This window comes from Phytoactinopolyspora limicola (assembly GCF_011320225.1).
Lineage (GTDB): Bacteria > Actinomycetota > Actinomycetes > Jiangellales > Jiangellaceae > Phytoactinopolyspora > Phytoactinopolyspora limicola.
On sequence record NZ_JAAOEN010000002.1, the window covers coordinates 419,500 to 438,047 of the forward strand.

The following is an 18,548-nucleotide window of genomic DNA, read 5'->3' on the forward strand; positions in this document are numbered from 1 at the left end:
AGCCAATGATCATGGGGAGCGGCGCGGGTAGACGGTGTACACCTCGACGGCGCCCAGGCCCCGGACGGTGGTCGGTGGCAACGCCCGCAACGCGATGCTGGCCTCGTCTTCGAGCGCCTTGGCGGTCACGGCGTCGACCAGTACGGAGTTACGCTCAGCGACCGTGGTCAGGCGGGCGGCCAGGTTGGTGGGGGTGCCGAACACATCACCGAGCCGGGCCAAGACCGGACCGGTGGCGATACCCACCCGGACATCCGGCAGCGCGGGGTTGTGTCCGATCTGCTCCACCAGCTCACATCCGATGATGGCAGCGGCGACTGGTGTGTCGGCGACGAACACCACCTCGTCGCCCAACGTCTTGATCACCCGCCCGCCCCCGCCGAAGATCACGTCGTTGGAGGTGGCCTCGAACTCCTCGACCAGCTTGCCCAGAGCCTCGACGTTGAGCCCACGGGACAACCGGGTGAATGAGACGAGATCGGCGAAGCCGACCGAGGTGGGCGCGGCCAACAGGGGGGATTCGCCCATCTCCGCGATGGCCACCAGCCGGTTGACCGACGATGCGAGCTTGCGCCGCCACGCGTAGATGAGCAGCCGCTCGAACTCGGGCAGCAGCTGCTGTGCCAAGCGGTAGGCCGCGGTGAGCCGGCTTCGTGGGTTGTCGCCCTCCACCACCGATGATTCGACGATCTCCGCGAGGGTCTCGACATGCCACTCCGCGAGTCGGCCCGTCATCCGGCCCAGGGCCCGCACCATTTGGACCGCGGTGGCGTCGTCGACCACCCCCGACTCGACCAATTCGACGACGCCGCGCAGCGCCTCCAGGTCCCAGACGGTGAACGCGGACTCGCCGCCGACGTCGGGGAATCCCAGTGCACGCCAGTATTTGTCGACCGCTTCCGGGGTGAGCCCGACCGCCTCGGCCACCTGCTCACGGGTGTATCGGCGCGAGGCGCCCAGCAAGAGGCGTTCGAGGTCGTCCGGGGTGGGGCGTTCGTTCGTCACGGTTGGTCAGCCTGTGGCGGCATCATCGTTGCTCGGCCTCGTCCTCGGGCTGGATCTGAGTGTCGTCACGGCTCCAATTGTCGTCGTGCGCCTCGGCGACCAGCTCGCTCAGCCGGAGTTGCACGGAGTGCACCCGCGGGACGTCGTACAGCTTGATCTGGCCCTCCTCACTCGCCGCCGACACGATGAGGGTGCCGCACCGCAGGACCCGATCCAACAGGTCCTGCTCGAACGCGGCGTCGTTGATCCGCCGCAGCGGGATGTTCCGGCCGGTGCGGGTGATGATCCCGGTGCGGGTGATGAGCCGGACGTTGGTGACGGTAAACGTGGTGGTCAGCCAGGACAGGAACGGCCACAACGACCAGATGAGCACGACGAGGATGCCGACGATCACCAACGCCCACCGGCCCACCGTGACCCCGGTGCCGTCGTCGTCCGGCAGGATCCCGAGGCCGAATCCGACCGCCGCGCCGGTAACGAGCAGCACCACAACCGGCAGAATGAGCGCCTTGACGTGCGTGCGCAGGTGGTACTCGACGATCTCACCTTCGCTGAGGTGCTTCTGCGGAAAGCCCATAGGCGAATCCTGACACGCATATGGGCCGGCGCGCTGCCATCGGCAGCGTGTCAGTTCTCTATGTGTCAGTTCTCCGGGTTCACGGTGATGTCGAAGATCCACCCTCGACGGGACGGAGGTGCACGATATCGCCCGACCCGACGGCCAAGGGCCGCCCCCCGGTGTCGAGAAGCAGCCGCCCGGACTCGTCGAGGCCGGTGGCAACCCCTTCGGCCATCCGCCCCCCGGGAAGCTCTACCCGTACCCGTTGCCCGAGCGTCGCGCAGCGCTGCCGGTAGGCCTGGGCCAGCCCACCCTCCGGGCCGGCCTGCGGGTCTCCACCGACGTCGAGCCAAGCCTCGTAGCGCCGCGCCAGTTGTTCGCCGAGTGCGGTCAAGACGTCGTCGCGGCCGACACCCGCAGCACCCTCGACGCGCAAGGACGTCCCAGTTGGCGGCAGTTCCGCCCGCCGCTGACCGACGTTCAGCCCCACCCCGGCCACCGCGGCCGGCCCGGCGGGTGTGTCCACCCGCTCGACCAGGATCCCGGCCAGTTTGAGTTCCCCTACCAGGACATCGTTGGGCCATTTCAGCGCCGCTCGAACACCACACAACCCGACGACCGCGTCCGCGGCGGCAACCCCGACCAACAGGGGCAGCCATGGCCAGTGTGTGGTGGCCACATCCACCGGGCGCAGCAAGAACGACACGGCAAGACCGGTGCCGGGCGGCGACTGCCAGGTCCGGTCCAGCCGGCCGCGGCCCGCGCTCTGATGGTCGGCGACCACCGCGGTGCCTTCCGGTGCTCCGGCCCGCGCCAGCTCAGCGACGTCGACGTTCGTCGAGCCCGTGGTCTCGACCCTCCGGACCTGCCACATGTGCTCTCCCGATGCCTCACCTCATGGATCGTCGCCAGCCGGTATCGGAATCCAGCCGGCCGGCGTTGGTCAGCCCGTGTTCTGCAATCCGGCGGCAACACCATTGACACTGATTTGCAGCAGGCGACGGCTGGCGGCCTCGTCCGCGGTCTCATCCCCTCGGCGTAACGTCCGTAGGGCCCGGACCTGCAGGTAAGACAGCGCGTCGACGTACGGGTTGCGCAGCGCGACCGCGCGGCCGAGTACCTTGCGGTCTTCCAGCAGCCGGGCGTGGCCGGTGACGTTCAGCACCCACTCGGTGGCCATGGCGTGTTCGGCCAGGATCAGCTCGGTCAGCTCGGGACGTTCACCCAGCTCCAGGTAACGCGCGGCGATCCTGCGGTCGGTTTTGGCCAGCGACATCTCCGCGTTCTCCAGCATGACGGTGAACAGCGGCCACTCGTCGCGGGCGCGGCGCAGGAGGTCGAGATCTCCGACGGCGGCCAGGCCCGATCCCAGGCCGTACCAACCCGGCAGGTTCACCCGGGTCTGCGCCCACGAAAACACCCATGGGATGGCCCGCAGATCGTCGAGCGACGAGACGGCCAGCCCGCGGCGGGCCGGGCGCGAACCCAGCGGCAGCGAGCCAACCTCCTCCAAGGGGGTGACCCGGGCGAACCACTCGGCGAATCCGTCGCTGCGCACCAAGGCGTGGTAGGCCTCGCGGGCGGTGGTGTCGAGAGTCTCGGCGACACCGGCGAACTCCACGGCGGCGGTGTGGGCGCGCTCCTCCACCTCCGGTGTCGAGGCGAGCAGCACCGCGGAGGCCACTTGTTCGATGTGCCGGCGGGCGATAGCCGGGTTGCCGTATCGGGCGAAGATCACCTCACCTTGTTCGGTGAGTTTCAGCCGGCCGTCCACCGAACCGGGTGCCTGCGCGAGCACCGCGCGATTGGCCGGGCCACCACCGCGGCCCAGAGCACCGCCGCGGCCGTGGAACATGGTCAGAGTGATCTTGTGCCGGGCGGCCCATTCGGCGAGCCGGGCCTGTGCGTCGTACAGCTTCAACGTGGCCGATACCGGGCCGACGTCCTTCGCGGAGTCGGAGTAGCCCAGCATGACCTCGAGCCGGCGGTCGGACTCGTCCAACCGGCCGCACACCTCGGGCAGTTCCAGCGCACTGTCGAGGACACTCACCGCGGCGTCGAGGTCAGCTCCCGTCTCGAAGAGGGGTACGACGTCGAGCGCCATGCTCCGCTCGCCCAGGGCGTGCCGGGCGAGTTCGTACACCGCGGCGATGTCGGCGGCGGACTGGGTGAAGGAAACGATGTAGCGACGGCACGCGTCGGGCCCGAACCGGGCTTGGATCTGAGCCATCACCCGGATAGTGGCCAGCACCTCCTGGGTGCGTTCGGACAGCTCACCCCCGGCGCGCACCTCTTCCAGGGCGACCCGGTGCACCGCGCTGTGCTGGCGCACTTCCAGTTCGGCCAGGTGGAAACCGAAGGACTCGACCTGCCACACGAGGCCTTGTAGTTCGCCATAGGCCTGTCGAGGCGCCCCAGACTGCACCAGGCTCGCCTGGACCGTGCGCAACTCCTCCAGGAGCTCATCGGCACTGCCGTACCCGAGGTCGGCGTCGCGGCGGCGCGTGGCGCCGAGACGGGTCGCCGCGTAGAGCAACGCGATCCGGTGTGGTTCGTTGGGCGAGCGGGCCGCGATGTCGGCGTAGATCTCCGGCTGGGCGGCCTCGGCATCACCCAGCAGCCGGACGACTTCCGGCGACGGCGGGGTGGTCGCGGCGTCGAGGGTCAGGCCGCGGCCGACCTGGGCACACGCCGCTTCGAGGGCGGACAGCACATGATCGGACTGGATCGCCATGGCCTGCCTGGTGATGGCACTGGTGACGTACGGGTTGCCGTCGCGGTCGCCACCGATCCAGGACCCGAGCCGGACGAACGCCGGGACTCTGGGTGCACGCGTTTCCTGAGCGTCGCCCAGCGCGGCGTCGGCCCGCCGGTATACCTGCGGCACGACGTGGAACAGCACGTCGTCGAAGGCGGACATGGCCGTACGTACCTCGTCCAGCGGACCGGGCCGCTGCGACCGGAGTGGGGCGGTGCGCCACAGGACGTCCACGTGTTCCAGCAACAGCCGCTGGGTTTCGACCGTCTCGGAGGCACCCAGCCGAGGGTCGTCCCGGCGCTCGAGGATCTCCGCGACCCGCCGGATGGCGTTGACCACGGCCCGCCGCCGCGCCTCGGTGGGGTGGGCGGTCAGTACCGGCCGGAACTCCAAGTTGGCGAGCAGCCCGTCGGCCTGGTCCGCGCCAGCCAACCCCGCGATCTCGGCGACGGCCTGCGACATAGCGCCGGACAACGGACGATCTTCGGTGTCGCCGGCTCGCAGCGCGCGGATCCGGTGGTACTCCTCCGCGGCGTTGACCAGGTGGAAGTACACGGTGAAGGCCCGGGCGACCTCCTCGCACCGGCGCATGTGCCACGAGCTGACCAGCCGCTCGGCCTGGGTGGCGGCGTCGTCGCCCACGGTCTGGTCTTCGTGGTGCGAGGCGATGACCAGCTCCCGCAGCCGTTCTACGTCGTCGAGCAGACCAGCTCCGCCGTACTCGCGGAGGACATGGCCGAGCGCCTCGCCGAGCACGCGTACGTCGGCGCGCAGGGCGTCGGGCATCTCAAAGCGGGCAGCCTCACGGGACCCCGTTGCGGTAGGAGACACGCCGCCTAGTGTGCCGCACCAGTGGTCCAATGCCGAAGTTGGTGTCGTGGCGCACCTATGACACCAGGGCCCTTGGCGAGATGGGTAGAGTCACCCTGTGCGTTCTCCAAGGGTCATCGTCAACAGTCAACGCCGGCTTGGCCAGCGTGGTCACGTCTCGCGCACCATGCTGCTCGCGGCGCTTGCCGTCGCGGGTGTGACCATCGCGGCCTGTAGCTCCGACGACGGGCCGGGCGGCGGAGACACACCGCTGCTCCAGGCGCTGAGCCGGGTCGCCGTCCCCGACGCCGTGAACTTCATCGAGTTCGGTGATCTCAACCGCATCGACGAGGCATCGGGCGGCACGTTCCAGGGGATCTGGGGCAACCTCGACGGCATGGGCACCTCGAGTGTCTTTAACTACCGCACCCAGCTTCCCGACGTGTTGGGGGTGGACGTGACCGCTGCCGACACCTCCATCGTTGTTGGATTGCCCCCCACGGCCATCACCCTTGTCCAGGGCGGCCAGGACGAGGACGTCATCGTCTCGACGAGTACCGGCTCCGGCTGGTCCGGAGACGACATCCTGGCCACCGAGGCCAGCCCCGCCGAACCGATCAGCCTGGCCGCCCCCCAGGTGCGCCCGCTCGGCTCGGACGTGACGTTTGGCGGACCGGGCGCCGACCTGATGATGGTGGACCCCGACGACGCCGAGACACTCGACGCCGATCCGTTGGTCGGCTCATTGGCCAGCTGTGTTGGTGACGTCATCGCCGCCACATTCGTTGTGGACGACCCACAGCCGGTTGTGGTCGGCGTACGCCCGGACACCGACGACGCCGACGTGCCGGTCAGCATTGTGTGCGCCGCCGCTGACGACGCCGACAGCGCCGAGCAGCTTGCTCAGCGGATGATCGATGACATCAACGACGGCGTCAGCCTCAGCCAGGGCAACCGGCCGTTCGCCGACCTGTTCTCGGTGGTCGGTCATGACGTCATCGACGGCGACGTGCCAACGGCGCAAGTCGAGCTACGCCATACCGACGACGCTTTCGCCATCTCCGCGATGCGACTCATCGCCACCCGTGATCTGCCCGGCCTGCACGGAGGTGAACTCGACTCCGATAGCGACTAATGGCCTGGGTTCGGATTCCGGCCACCATCGCGCCTCCTACACGTGCTGCCGGGCCTCCCGGCCTCGCCGCCAATTCCGCGGCCGAGCTCCCGAAAATGGTTGAGTTCGGCCGAAACGCACGTGGACGATCTTCGGCCCCCTAGTGCGCTACGGCCGTCAGTGCCCTAAAGTCCGGCCATGCGCAAAAACGGATATATCCGATTTCTGCTTAGGGCATGGCTAGGCAGGGTAGGGGGCGCGCAGAGCGGGTCGCCGGTACGTCAATGGGGTTCGGCATCTGGACGGCACGGCCACGACAGGACACGTACTGCACTTGTACGTCGCCTGCCGAACAGGTCGCTAGCCAGAATATCGAAACCCACAAGCCCGGGACGTCCCATTCTGCGGGGCCTCTTGATCGCAACTGCGCTGATCGTCGCCGGCTGCTCTACCACCAGCAGCGGATCCGGCAATCAGGACGACGGCAAGACCGCGCTGGAAAGCTCGCTCAGCAGAATCCAGGCGACCGAGCAGACCACGCGTTACGTCGAGTTCGCCAACACCGCCCTTTACCGGGAGGTCACTGGCAGCGGATACAGCTGGACCTGGGGCAGCTTGGACGGCTGGGGGGCCTCGGTTGCCGGCCCGTACAGCGGGCAACTGCCATCGGTCCTCGGAGTCGACCTCACCGAGGCCGAGATTCTGGTCTCGATCGGTGAGTCACCACATGCCGTGATGCTCATCGGAGGGGGGCAGAAGGAAGACGACGTCGCGTCGTCGGCCGCGGACTCCGGCTGGAACGGAGATGAAGTACTGGCCACGGACGGCAACCCGAGCCAGCCGCTGACCAGTTACGTCCGTCAGGTACGTGCGTTAGACGCGGATGCCGTGCTGGGCGAGGTCGAGGCCGATCTCTCGGTCATCGACTCCGAGCGAGCCAGCCTGATCGACGATCCCGTCATCGCCGACCTCGTGGACTGCCTAGGCGACGTCGTCGTTGCCATGGTGGCCAGCCGCAACTACTTCCCGGGGACACCTCCGGTGGCGGCCGGAGTGCGTTACGACCCCGACCGCCCGGACGAACCCGTGAGCGTCGTGTGTGTACAGACGGTGCTGGCCGGCGATGCGACCGTCATCGCCGCCGCCATGGAGGACGCCCTGTCCACTGGACAACACCCGCGCAGCGAACGTCCTTACACGCGGTATTTCGACAACCCCACGGTGACCGTCGTAGACGAGGGCGGCACCACCGTCCAAATGGTCGCCCGGAACACTGCCGAGGCCTACGCCAGCACCATCCTGCACATGACGCAGGCCCACACCCTGCCGGGCTTCGCCGAGTCCAGCTGACCACCCGCGGCCCGTGATCGGGTCGGCGATCGCGTCGTCATGACGACCGACCGTCCGGCCCGATCCTGGGGTGGTGGGCCGGGCGACCACGACGACGCCAGCATCAACGTGGCGGATGTCACTCGATCCTGGGCCCCCTGCGCGTGAACTTCGTCGCAACCTCGTCGCACCCCTCTGGTCTACCCTGCTGTGGGACCATCAAGCGGAGGGATAGACAACCGTGACCGAAGACGGCCCGGACATCCACACAACCGCGGGGAAGATCGCTGACCTGCAGAACCGGATCGAGGAGGCGGTTCACGCCGGCTCGGCTCGCGCGGTGGAGAAGCAGCATGCGCGGGGCAAGCAGACGGCCCGGGAGCGGATCGCGATGCTCGTGGACGAGGGCACGTTCGTCGAGTTCGACGAGTTGGCCCGGCACCGCTCGACGGCCTTCGACATGGCGCAGAAACGTCCGTACGGCGACGGCGTCGTCACCGGAGTTGGCCTGGTCAACGGCCGCCAGGTGGCGCTGTTCAGCCAGGACGTCACCGTGTTCGGCGGCAGCCTCGGCCAGGTCTACGGGGAGAAGATCGTCAAGATCATCGACTTCGCCCTGAAAACAGGTTGTCCCCTCATCGGCATCAACGAGGGTGGCGGCGCACGTATCCAGGAGGGTGTGGTCTCCCTCGGGCTCTACGGTGAGATCTTCCGACGTAACACCCTCGCCTCGGGCGTGATCCCGCAGATATCGCTGATCATGGGGGCGGCCGCGGGGGGCCATGTGTACTCTCCGGCCCTCACCGACTTCACCGTCATGGTGGACCAAACGTCGCAGATGTTCATCACCGGGCCCGACGTCATCAAAACCGTCACCGGCGAGGACGTCAGCATGGAAGAACTCGGCGGCGCCCACACCCACAACACCAAAAGCGGCAACGCCCACTACATGGGAGCCGACGAGGCCGACGCCATCGACTACGTCAAGGCGCTGCTGTCGTACCTCCCGCAGAACAACCTCGACGAGCCGCCCACATTTCCGGTCTCGGAGCCGGTCTACGAGGTCACCGACCACGACCGCGTCTTGGACACCCTGATCCCGGACAGCCCCAACCAGCCGTACAACATGCACCAAGTGATCGAGACCGTCCTCGATGACGACGAATTCCTGGAGGTGCAGCCGCTGTTCGCGGCGAACATCGTGGTCGGGTTCGGACGGATCGGCGGCCGTTCGGTCGGTATCGTGGCCAACCAGCCCATGCACCTCGCCGGCACCCTCGACATCGACGCCTCGGAGAAAGCGGCCAGGTTCGTCCGAACGTGCGACGCCTTCAACATCCCGGTGTTGACCTTCGTCGACGTCCCCGGCTTCCTACCCGGCACGGCCCAGGAGTGGGACGGCATCATCCGCCGCGGCGCCAAGCTGATCTACGCCTACGCCGAGGCCACCGTTCCACTCGTCACGGTGATCACCCGCAAAGCCTACGGCGGCGCCTACGACGTCATGGGATCCAAACATCTCGGTGCCGACGTCAACTTCGCCTGGCCCACCGCGCAGATCGCGGTTATGGGTGCTCAGGGCGCGGTCAACATCCTCTACCGCCGAGAGCTGGCAACCTCCGGCGATCCCGACACCCGGCGCGCAGAGCTGATCACCGAATACGAGGACACGCTGGCCAACCCCTACACGGCCGCGGAGCGGGGTTACGTCGACGCGGTCATCGAGCCGTCGCGCACTCGGTCCGCCGTCGCGCAGGCGTTGCGGGCGCTGCGCACCAAACGAGAGACACTACCCCCGAAGAAACACGGCAACATCCCGTTGTGACGGCCGAAGCCGTCGGCCACCCTGACGCTGGAGGAACAGTTCATGTCCGATACCGCTGGAGGCGGACTGGACACCCATACCCGGGTGACCGGCACGGGGCCGGTGCCACGCCCACCTCTTCACCGGCGGCTGGCGCCGGGCACCTGGTTCCGGATCGTCGCGATCGCCGAGGCACTCTCATGGGCCGGGTTATTGGTCGGGATGTTGTTCAAATACGTGATCAGCGACACCGAGATCGGCGTCGAGATTTTCGGGCCGATTCACGGTGCCGTGTTCATCATCTACCTAGTGGTGACCCTGCTGGTTTTCCGGCCGCTGCGCTGGGGGCTATGGACGACGGCATGGGCGTTGGCGGCCAGCGTCCCGCCCCTCACGACGCTGATCTTCGAGCGGTGGGCGATGCGCACCGGACGTCTAGACCCCGGCAGCATCCCCCGCGACGAAAGAAGATCACCTGGTGTCTAGCATTAGACTTCAGCACATGAGCGACGAGACCCCGGCAGCCGACGACCAGCCACTGGTCCAGGTCGTCACAGGCCACCCCTCCGACGACGAACTCGCCGCCGTCGTGGCCGTGATCTCGGCGAAGTCCGCTGCTCCAGCCGACCCGCCCGAACCGGCACAGCCATCCACGTGGGCCGCCTACTGGCGCACCGTACGCACGCCGCTGCGGCCCGGGCCTGGCGCCTGGCGCAGCAGCGCGCTCCCGCGCTGAGCACCGCCTCCTTGGAGCCCGCCGAACTCCTCGGCCCATCCGGAGGTGCTCGTCTCGGTGCGAATATCAGATGCCCGGCTCGCGGCCGGCCCAGTAAGGTGCCGCCATGAGCCACACCTCCTCGCCGCCCGTGAGCCAGCCCGATGCGATGAGCGTGGACGGCGTCGCCGACCAATACGTCGATCACCTCGTGCGGCTAGACCCCTACGAAGCGACGTTCGCTGGCGTGGCTGGTCACGACCACCTGTCCACGGATCTCTCGCCGGACGGGTACGCCGAGCGGCTGGCATTGGTCAAGCGGACCCTGGCCGGTCTGGAGAGAGCCGTCGCCAACGAGGACCGCGAGTCGGTGGCTCGCGATGCCATGCGCGAGCGGCTGGAATGCGAGATCGCGTGCGAGGAAGCCGGGCTCAACCGAGTCATTCGTAACTTGGCCAGCCCCATGCATGCCGTCCGCGAGGCCTTCGATCTCATGTCGACGCAGACCGCCGACGACTGGCAGGCCATCGCCTCGCGGCTCGCCGATGTCCCGACCAACCTCGACCGTTATCGCGCAACGATCGAAGCCGACCTCGCCGCCGGCCTGACACCAGCACGCCGCCAGGTGGGCGCCGTCATCGAGCAGGCCAACCAAGTGAACAAGGACGGGTTCTTCACCGGCTTGGTGGAGACGGCACCCGCCCCGCAGCGTGGCGAGCTGGACCGGCTGGCCGTGGCGGCCGGCGAGGCATTCAGCCGGTTCGCCGACTATCTCGGCGACCACGTACACCAACGGGCCCGGGCCGACGACCACGTCGGGCGAGACGTCTACCGGATCGCCAGCCGCAACTTCCTCGGCGCGGAGATCGACCTCGACGAGACCTACGCGTGGGGCCTGGCCGAGCTCTACCGCATCGAAGCCGAACAGGCGGAGCTAGCGCGGCGGATCGTACCGGGCGGGTCGGTTGATGACGCCGTGGCCGCACTGGATGCCGACCCGGCACGCAACATCGCCGGAACCGAGCGGTTCCGGGCATGGATGCAGGAGCTGTCCGACCGCACCATCGCCGAGATGAACGGCACCCATTTCGACATCCCCGACCCGATCCGGACCCTTGAGTGCCGAATCGCCCCCACCCGCGACGGTGTTATGTACTACACCGGGCCCAGCGAAGACTTCTCCCGGCCCGGCCGGATGTGGTGGTCCGTGCCGGAAGGGATCAGCACCTTCTCCACGTGGCGGGAGACGACGACGGTATTCCACGAAGGAGTACCAGGTCATCACCTTCAGGTCGCCCAGGTGGCGTACCACAAAGAGGCGCTCAACCGGTGGCAACGGCTCTTCTGCTGGATCTCCGGCCACGGCGAGGGGTGGGCCCTTTACGCCGAACGGCTGATGGGAGAACTCGGCTACCTCGACGATCCCGCCGACCGGTTGGGCATGCTCGACGCACAGGCGTTCCGGGCCGCGCGGGTCGTCATCGACATCGGTGTGCACCTGGGGCTCGACATCCCCGACGAGGTGGTGCGCCGCGACGGGCTGGCGCCCGGCCCGTGGACGGCCGAGTCAGCCTACGAGTTCCTCGACCTGCATACCCGCCAGGCACCGGAGGTGATCCAGTTCGAGATCACCCGATACCTAGGGTGGCCGGGACAAGCCCCGTCGTACAAGGTTGGTGAGCGGATCTGGATGGCCGCCCGCGAGGAAGCCCGCCGGCGCAAGGGTGCGGCGTTCGACCTCAAGGAATTCCACCGCCAGGCCCTCAACTTGGGCAGCATCGGCCTAGACCCACTGCAGGACGCCCTCGCCCGGCTATAACCCTCGACCGCGATGGGCAAGCTCGACCGCGGTTGGCGAGCTCGACCGCGGTTGGCGAGCTCGACCGCGGTTGGCGAGCTCGACCGCGGTTGGCGAGCTCGACCGCGGTTGGCGAGCTCGACCGCGGTTGGCGAGCTCGACCGCGGTTACAACCCTCGACCGCCCTGAGCGACAGGTGAGCATGCGGGCATGATCGCTCGCTGGGGTGCCTCGCCGGCACACCTGCGCCCGGCATTCGCCGAATCCACCGAGCTATTTGTGATCAACTTCGGTAATGTGTGGGCGCGTGACCGTCACCCGTCTGCTCCTCGCGTCCACATCCCCGGCGCGCCTGGCCACACTCCGCTCTGCCGGGATCGAGCCAGTCGTCCATCCGCCGGGTGTGGACGAAGAGTTGTTCCTCGCCGAAGCCGAAACCCGATTCGGCCCGCTTGCCCCCGTCGACGTCGCCTTGACACTGGCGCGAGCCAAGTCCGAGGCGGTGAGCAGCACCGTGTCCGGCGACATCCTCGTGCTCGGGTGCGACTCCGTGCTGGAGTTCGACAAACAGCTGTTCGGCAAACCCGCCGACGCTGCCCAGGCTGTCCAACGGTGGCGCCTCATGCGTGGCGGCAGCGGCATACTCCACACCGGCCACTGGTTGGTCGACGTCCGTTCACCGGCCGACGGCGGTACCGGCGGCGCGATCGGGGCCAGCGCCTCCACCCACGTCCACTTCGCCGATCTCACCGACGACGAAATCGACACCTACGTCGCCACCGGCGAACCCCTACGAGTGGCCGGGGCCTTCACCATCGATGGACTCGGCGGACCGTTCATCGCCAGCCTCGAAGGTGATCACCACAACGTCATCGGACTGTCGCTGCCGCTGCTCCGCAACCTGCTGGCCGACCTCGGCGTCGCCATTACCGACCTCTGGCGCTAACCCCGACCGCGCCGCCCCACCCGCCGCCCCGTTGTGCACCTGATCTCCGTTTTGACGCCTGATCGTTTTCGTGGCGACGATCAGATGCGTCGGTGGTGACGACGGCCAGTGCCGACGTGCGGTAGCGGCGTCTGATCGTCTCCACGATGTGGGACGGCTAGTGATCAGATGCGCGAACGGGCGTGTGGTGTCCGGTAGTGCATCTGATCCTTTCGAGGCGGCACCGTGTGATCGTGTCGAGGCGGCACCCGTATCCCATCGGATGTGGCGTTCGCGTGCGGCGCGCGGCAGTGGCGCGCGGGGTGCCAGTGCCGCCGATTTCCCCAGGCTGCTGACCGGCGCTCACCGGGGTAGCCCGGAGCTGGAGCCCGGGGTGGTGCGTTGACCGCCTCCACAACTACGACATTTCACCAACGCCAACAAGCGGCCAGCGCACCAGGCCTCAGCCGAGGGCGCTGCGCTCGTTCACAACGCGCACCCGCGAGCCCAGCACACTCACCTGGCGCCCACCGCGACACGATCAGATGCACGAAATGACACCACACGCCCGTTCGCGCATCTGATCACTAGCCGTCCCACATCGTGGAGACGATCAGACGCCGCTACCGCACGTCGGCACTGGCCGTCGTCACCACCGACGCATCTGATCGTCGCCACGAAAACGATCAGGCGTCAAAACGGAGATCAGGTGCACAACCGGGGTTAGACGGGTGGGACGCCGTGGCGTCGATCCGAGAACCGCCGATCCTTGCGGGCAGCCGCCGCCAGCCGGGCGACGATCTCGTCCCGAAGCTGCTCGGGCTCCACGATCGCATCGATCACGAGGTCGGATGCCAGCCGCAGGATGTCGATGTCGGCCTCGTATTCCAGGCGCAGGCTCTCGACGTAGGCGGCTCGCTCGGACTCGTCTTCGATGGCGGCGATCCGGTTGAAGTACACCGCGTTGATCGCCGCCTCGGGGCCCATCACGGCGATCTTCGCGGTCGGCAACGCGAGGCATGCGTCGGGTCCGAAGCCGGGTCCACACATCGCGTACAGCCCGGCGCCATAGGCCTTGCGCACGATCACCGACACCGTGGGTACGGTCGCTTCGGACACCGCCGTGATCATCTTGGCACCGTGCCGGATGATGCCCTGCCGCTCCACAGCCGAGCCGATCATGAAGCCGGGCACGTCGGCCAGGTAGATCAGGGGCACGTTGAACGCGTCGCACAGCCAGATGAATCGGGCTGCCTTGTCCGCCGAGTCGACGAACAGCACACCGCCCTTCACCGCGGGCTGATTGGCGACGACGCCCACTACCTGTCCTTCCAGCAACCCGAAACCGGTGACTAGTTCACTCGCGAATAGCGGCTTGACCTCGAAGAACGAGTCACCGTCCAGGATCGAGTCGATCACCTGGTGGATGTCGTAACCCATCGACTCGTCGGCTGGTACCAGGTCGGCGGTGAACGGCCGGGCCGGTTGATCACCGGCATACGATGGCGGGTCGGCCCGCCACGACGAGGGCAGGTAGGAGAAGAACGCCTTGGCTTGGTCGATGGCGTCGGCGTCGTCGGCGGCTAGGTTGTCGCCGCAGCCCGAGACGGTGGCATGCATCCGGGCGCCACCCATCTCTTCCAGGCTGATCTGCTCACCCACAACCATCTCGGCCATCCGCGGGGAGCCGAGGTACATCGATGCGTTGCCCTCGACCATGATGACGATGTCGCAGAACGACGGGATGTACGCTCCGCCGGCTGCGCTGGGGCCGAATAGGCAGCAGATCTGCGGCACCTTGCCGGACAACGCCACCTGGTTGTGGAAGATTCGCCCGGCACCGCGCCGGCCAGGGAACAGCTCGACCTGGTCGGTGATGCGGGCCCCGGCGGAGTCGATGAACCAGAACACCGGCAGTTCGTCGCGCAGCGCCAGCTCAGTGATGCGCACGATCTTCTCGACGGTACGTGCACCCCAGGAACCGGCTTTGACGGTGGGGTCGTTGGCGACGACGAGCGCCGGGCGGCCGTTCACGAGCCCGCGCCCGGTGACGACCCCGTCCGCCGGTAGCCCGCTGGCCTGTGCGTTGGCCAGCTGCCCGTCTTCGACGAAGGTCCCCTCGTCGAACAGCAGCGCGAGCCGGTCGCGGACGTAGAGCTTGCCCTGTGTGGCGAGCTTGGCCGCTCCGGCTTCCGACGGCCGCAGCGTCGTGTCCCGCGCGGTGGCGACATCAGCGTAGTGATCCTCGGCCACGGCTCACGCTCCCCTTCTCGTCGATCTGTCAGGGTAGCCAAACACGTGCGTCCAGGTCGCCGACTTGTCCGGCCTGACCGGTGGGAAAGATGAGGTGGGGCGGCCGGCCGTAATGGTGTGTGTTGTCATTCGACCGGCAGGCCCAAGCCGCGGGCGATGAGCAGCCGCTGGACCTCACTGGTGCCTTCCCCGATCTCCAGGATCTTCGCGTCGCGGTAGAACCGGGCGACGGGGTACTCCTCCATGAAGCCGTAGCCGCCGTGCACCTGGGTGGCGATCCGAGTGGAGGTGACGGCGAACTCGGTGGCCTGCAGCTTGGCAACCGACGCCGCCTGTTTCACCGCGGCGGACGCAGCCCCCGCGTCGCGCAGCGATGCCGCCCGATAGGTGAGCAATCGGGCCGACTCCGCCATGACGTGGAGGTCGGCGATCTGGAACGCCACCCCTTGTTTGCGCCCGATGGGGACGCCGAAGGCTGTGCGTTCGTTGGCGTAGGCCACCGACGCTTCGAGCATCGCCTGAATACATCCCACGGCGAGCGCGGCGATGGCGATCCGGCCATCGTCGAGAGTGGCGAGGAACTGGGCGAACCCTTTGCCTCTGGCCCCGAGCAGGTGGTCGGCCGGCACCCGGGCACCGGTGAACGTTAGTGGGTGCGTGTCGGAGGCGTGCCATCCGAGCTTGTGATACGCCGGTTCGACGGTGAACCCGGGAGTACCCGCCGGGACGATGATCGCCGAGATCTCGGGTTCACCGGCGTCAGTGGTGCCGGTGCGCGCGGTGATGGTTACACATGAGGTGAGATCGCTGCCGGAGTTGGTGATGAATTGTTTGGCTCCGTCGATGGCCCACTCGTCGCCGTCGAGGACCGCCCGAGTCGACGTGGCGCCGGCGTCGGAGCCGGAGCCGGGTTCAGTGAGACCGAATCCGGCGAGCGCCCGGCCGGCCGTGAGGTCTGGCAGCCAGCGCTGTTTCTGCTCGTCGGTGCCGTAGTTGAGGATCGGGTTGATGCCGAGCCCGACGGCCGCCTCCAGGGTGATCCCCAGCGACTGGTCGACCCGTCCGATCTCCTCGATGGCGACACAGAGGCTGGTCAGGTCTCCACCCGAGCCCCCGTACTCCTCGGGCGCGGTTAAGCCGAACAGTCCTAACTCACCCATGGCCCGGACCACGCCGACCGGAAAATGGTGGTCGAGGTCCCACTGCGCTGCGTGCGGTGCGATCTCCGCCCGGGCGAACTCCCGGACCACTTTGCGGAACGTCTCGTGTTCTGCCGACAGCTCGAATGGCATGTGTGCGTCACCTCGTCGTGATCGCGGACATCGGTTGACGCTTACGTTAACGTAAGCGATAGGGCGACGCCAGACCACGAGGCAGCCTGCCGGAGGATGAACGCCGGAATCACCGAAGAGCACCATCACCGAAGCGAGAGGAGCGATGACGTTGGGCGCCGCCCGGACCTGGACGATCACCGAACTCGCGAACGAGTTCGGCGTCACGCTCCGCACCATCCGCTTCTACGAGGAGCAGGACCTCCTCAGCCCGGCTCGGGAGGGCAGCCAGCGTATCTTCGGCGAGGGCGACCGGGTGCGCCTGAAACTCGTCTTACGCGGCAAGCGCCTCGGGTTCTCCCTGACCGAGATCAAGAAGATCGTCGGCATGTACGACACCGACGTAGGCGAAGCCGGACAGCTCGAATACTTACTTCAGCAGATCACCCAACGCCGCGCCGAGCTGGAGTCCAGGTTGCGGGACATCCAAGCGATCCTGACCGAGTTCGACGAGCTGGAGCAGCGCTGCCGGTCCGATCTTCATCGGCTGGGCAGCGGGTCGTGATTGGTAGGCCGTCAGGAGACGGCCACCATCACTGCGGCGGCGAGAAGGACCAGACCCACACCAACGACGACGACACCCAGCCATGTCCGGCCCGAACGCCAACCGTACGCACCGACCTCTGGCTCGGCCGATCGGACATCCTCGTTCGGCACGTGGTTCTCAGCCGGCTGTAGGTGCTGCGTCGGCGGTAGGTGCTGCGTCGGCGGTAGGTGCTGCGTCGGTGGTAGGGGTGGCGGCGGAACAACAGGACCGGCCGCCACCAGTGTCGGCTCCCCCACGGGTGCGTCGACGGACACTTGCGGCTTCTCATCGACGTCGCGCCCGGGTCCGGGCCACGCGATCTGCTCCAGCACCTCGATGCCGCGGCCGTCGTCGTCGGGAATCTGCGGCGGCTCGACTAGAAGGCCCGTCCGGGCCAGCAAGGCTCGGGCCCGAACGGCGCTTTCCGGCCGGTCCTGAAGGCCGGGCGCGGTTAGCGACTGAACTAACTCCCAGAGCTTCGGCGCTACCCCAGCCGGCACCTCCTCCGGCACACCCGAGCCGTCGTGTCGCATCGGTTGGCCGGTCAGCATCTCAGCCAAGACGACCCCCGCCGCCCACAAGTCGGAGCGCAGGTCGGGGTCTTCGCCGCGCAGCTGTTCGGGCGCGAGATAACCAGGTGTACCGAGCACTGCACTGGTGCGTGTCATGCGCGGTTCGTTGACCGGAACCGCCACCCCGAAATCGCTGAGCCGCAGGTGGGGCCGGCCGGTGCCGGTAGGCTCCAACAGCAGGTTGGCCGGCTTGACATCGCGATGGACCAGACCCGCGTGGTGTACTCCTTCCAGCGCGGAGAGCAGCTGATCAAGCAGCACCGCCGCCCATCCGGACGGCAGGGGACCGTAGTCGCCGAGCAACGTCGCGACCGATCCCCCGCGCACAAGATCCATAGTGAACAGCACCCGATCGTCTTCGCCGGCCCAGCCATGCGGAGTGACGCAGTGTTCGTGCGAGATACGAAACGACTGCTCGCGCACAAACCGCACGAGCGACGCCGCGTCGGCTTGCCTCAGCACTTTTGCCGCACGAAAGCATTCGCTACGCCGGTCCCAGACGATCCACACCGTTCCCATGCCGCCCTGGCCAACGAGTTCGACTAGCTCGTATCGGCCGGCGAACACCTCACCCATGGTCAGCCGCCTCGCGTAGGAGTCGAGCCAGCGCGGCGTGCGAAGGCTCAACGAGTTCGGCCGACGCACGCAGCCGGGCAGGCGAGCCGGTCGCCAGGAGGGCTTTGCGGACCTCCTCGGTCACCGCATGTCTGCTGGACTGCTGAGTGAATGCGCCTGATGCGAGCGAGACTGCCCCCAGGCGGGCTTCGAGCTCATCGGGCTCCAGAGCTAAGTTTGTTTCGGCCAAGTCGAGCAGTGCCGTCAGCCGAGCCACCACAGCCGGGTTACCGATCTTCACCCGCTGCGCGCTGATCAGCTGCGACAGCATCGGAGGTGACAGCCCAAGTACTTCGGCGATACGTCTCTGAGTCAGTCCGAGTGAGTTGCGCACGGTCAGCACCAAGTCGCCCAGGGCGGCACCGTAGAGTTCAGCCTGCTGGCGGCGGTTGCGCTCAATGATCTCCGGTTCCACAAGAGAAGCATGGCATGAA

General features: G+C 67.5%; 16 protein-coding genes. 8 read left to right on the top strand and 8 right to left on the bottom strand.

Annotation, left to right across the window (positions count from 1 at the left end; genetic code table 11):
- Positions 1–9: 9 nt before the first annotated feature.
- From G8760_RS07625 to G8760_RS07640, 4 genes are all read right to left on the bottom strand, one after another.
- On the bottom strand, positions 10–1,005 hold the full coding sequence (locus G8760_RS07625; RefSeq protein ID WP_166349231.1) for an adenylate/guanylate cyclase domain-containing protein: 996 nt from the start codon (positions 1,003–1,005) through the stop codon (positions 10–12).
- Positions 1,006–1,027: 22 nt separating this feature from the next.
- Complete coding sequence (locus G8760_RS07630) at positions 1,028–1,582, bottom strand: PH domain-containing protein (protein WP_166349233.1); 555 nt, start codon at positions 1,580–1,582, stop codon at positions 1,028–1,030.
- 79 nt (positions 1,583–1,661) lie between these two features.
- Entirely contained in the window at positions 1,662–2,438 is a 777-nt protein-coding gene (locus tag G8760_RS07635; protein WP_166349235.1) for a biotin--[acetyl-CoA-carboxylase] ligase, read from the bottom strand.
- A gap of 69 nt (positions 2,439–2,507) precedes the next feature.
- Positions 2,508–5,108, bottom strand: coding sequence for a phosphoenolpyruvate carboxylase (locus G8760_RS07640; protein WP_166350004.1), 2,601 nt, complete (start codon positions 5,106–5,108; stop codon positions 2,508–2,510).
- Between the two features lie 142 nt (positions 5,109–5,250).
- On the opposite strand from G8760_RS07640, the gene G8760_RS07645 reads away from it, so the two are divergent.
- From G8760_RS07645 to G8760_RS07675, 7 genes are all read left to right on the top strand, one after another.
- Entirely contained in the window at positions 5,251–6,267 is a 1,017-nt protein-coding gene (locus tag G8760_RS07645; RefSeq protein WP_166349238.1) for a hypothetical protein, read from the top strand.
- A 393-nt stretch (positions 6,268–6,660) separates the two neighbouring features.
- Positions 6,661–7,596, top strand: a complete 936-nt coding sequence (locus G8760_RS07650) for a hypothetical protein (protein WP_166349241.1) — start codon at positions 6,661–6,663, stop codon at positions 7,594–7,596.
- Positions 7,597–7,816: 220 nt separating this feature from the next.
- Positions 7,817–9,400 carry an acyl-CoA carboxylase subunit beta gene (locus G8760_RS07655; protein WP_166349244.1) on the top strand — a complete coding sequence of 528 codons (1,584 nt, stop codon included), beginning with the start codon at positions 7,817–7,819 and terminating at the stop codon, positions 9,398–9,400.
- Between the two features lie 42 nt (positions 9,401–9,442).
- A complete protein-coding gene (locus G8760_RS07660; RefSeq protein ID WP_166349247.1) occupies positions 9,443–9,865 on the top strand; it encodes a DUF3817 domain-containing protein in 423 nt (140 codons plus the stop codon).
- Between the two features lie 16 nt (positions 9,866–9,881).
- A complete protein-coding gene (locus tag G8760_RS07665) occupies positions 9,882–10,115 on the top strand; it encodes an acyl-CoA carboxylase subunit epsilon (RefSeq protein ID WP_166349250.1) in 234 nt (77 codons plus the stop codon).
- Between the two features lie 106 nt (positions 10,116–10,221).
- Positions 10,222–11,913, top strand: a complete 1,692-nt coding sequence (locus tag G8760_RS07670) for a DUF885 domain-containing protein (RefSeq protein WP_207782120.1) — start codon at positions 10,222–10,224, stop codon at positions 11,911–11,913.
- A 286-nt stretch (positions 11,914–12,199) separates the two neighbouring features.
- The gene (locus G8760_RS07675) at positions 12,200–12,838 is read left to right on the top strand and encodes a Maf family protein (protein WP_246222470.1); all 639 of its coding nucleotides are present in this window, start codon (positions 12,200–12,202) and stop codon (positions 12,836–12,838) included.
- 702 nt (positions 12,839–13,540) lie between these two features.
- On the opposite strand, the gene G8760_RS07680 is transcribed toward G8760_RS07675, so the two are convergent.
- Together G8760_RS07680 and G8760_RS07685 are read right to left on the bottom strand one after the other, a co-directional pair.
- Positions 13,541–15,070, bottom strand: a complete 1,530-nt coding sequence (locus G8760_RS07680) for an acyl-CoA carboxylase subunit beta (protein WP_166349257.1) — start codon at positions 15,068–15,070, stop codon at positions 13,541–13,543.
- Positions 15,071–15,195: 125 nt separating this feature from the next.
- Positions 15,196–16,362 (bottom strand): acyl-CoA dehydrogenase family protein, encoded by a 1,167-nt coding sequence (locus G8760_RS07685; RefSeq protein WP_166349260.1) that lies wholly within the window; start codon positions 16,360–16,362, stop codon positions 15,196–15,198.
- Positions 16,363–16,507: 145 nt separating this feature from the next.
- On the opposite strand from G8760_RS07685, the gene G8760_RS07690 reads away from it, so the two are divergent.
- Positions 16,508–16,906 carry a MerR family transcriptional regulator gene (locus tag G8760_RS07690; RefSeq protein WP_166349263.1) on the top strand — a complete coding sequence of 133 codons (399 nt, stop codon included), beginning with the start codon at positions 16,508–16,510 and terminating at the stop codon, positions 16,904–16,906.
- A gap of 11 nt (positions 16,907–16,917) precedes the next feature.
- Here G8760_RS07690 and G8760_RS07695 read toward each other — a convergent pair whose 3' ends face one another.
- Both G8760_RS07695 and G8760_RS07700 read right to left on the bottom strand, forming a co-directional pair.
- On the bottom strand, positions 16,918–18,075 hold the full coding sequence (locus G8760_RS07695) for a serine/threonine-protein kinase (RefSeq protein ID WP_166349266.1): 1,158 nt from the start codon (positions 18,073–18,075) through the stop codon (positions 16,918–16,920).
- Positions 18,068–18,529: a helix-turn-helix domain-containing protein gene (locus tag G8760_RS07700; RefSeq protein ID WP_166349269.1), complete on the bottom strand. Its 462-nt coding sequence runs from the start codon at positions 18,527–18,529 to the stop codon at positions 18,068–18,070. The genes G8760_RS07695 and G8760_RS07700 overlap by 8 nt, the downstream gene beginning before the upstream one ends.
- Positions 18,530–18,548 lie beyond the last annotated feature (19 nt).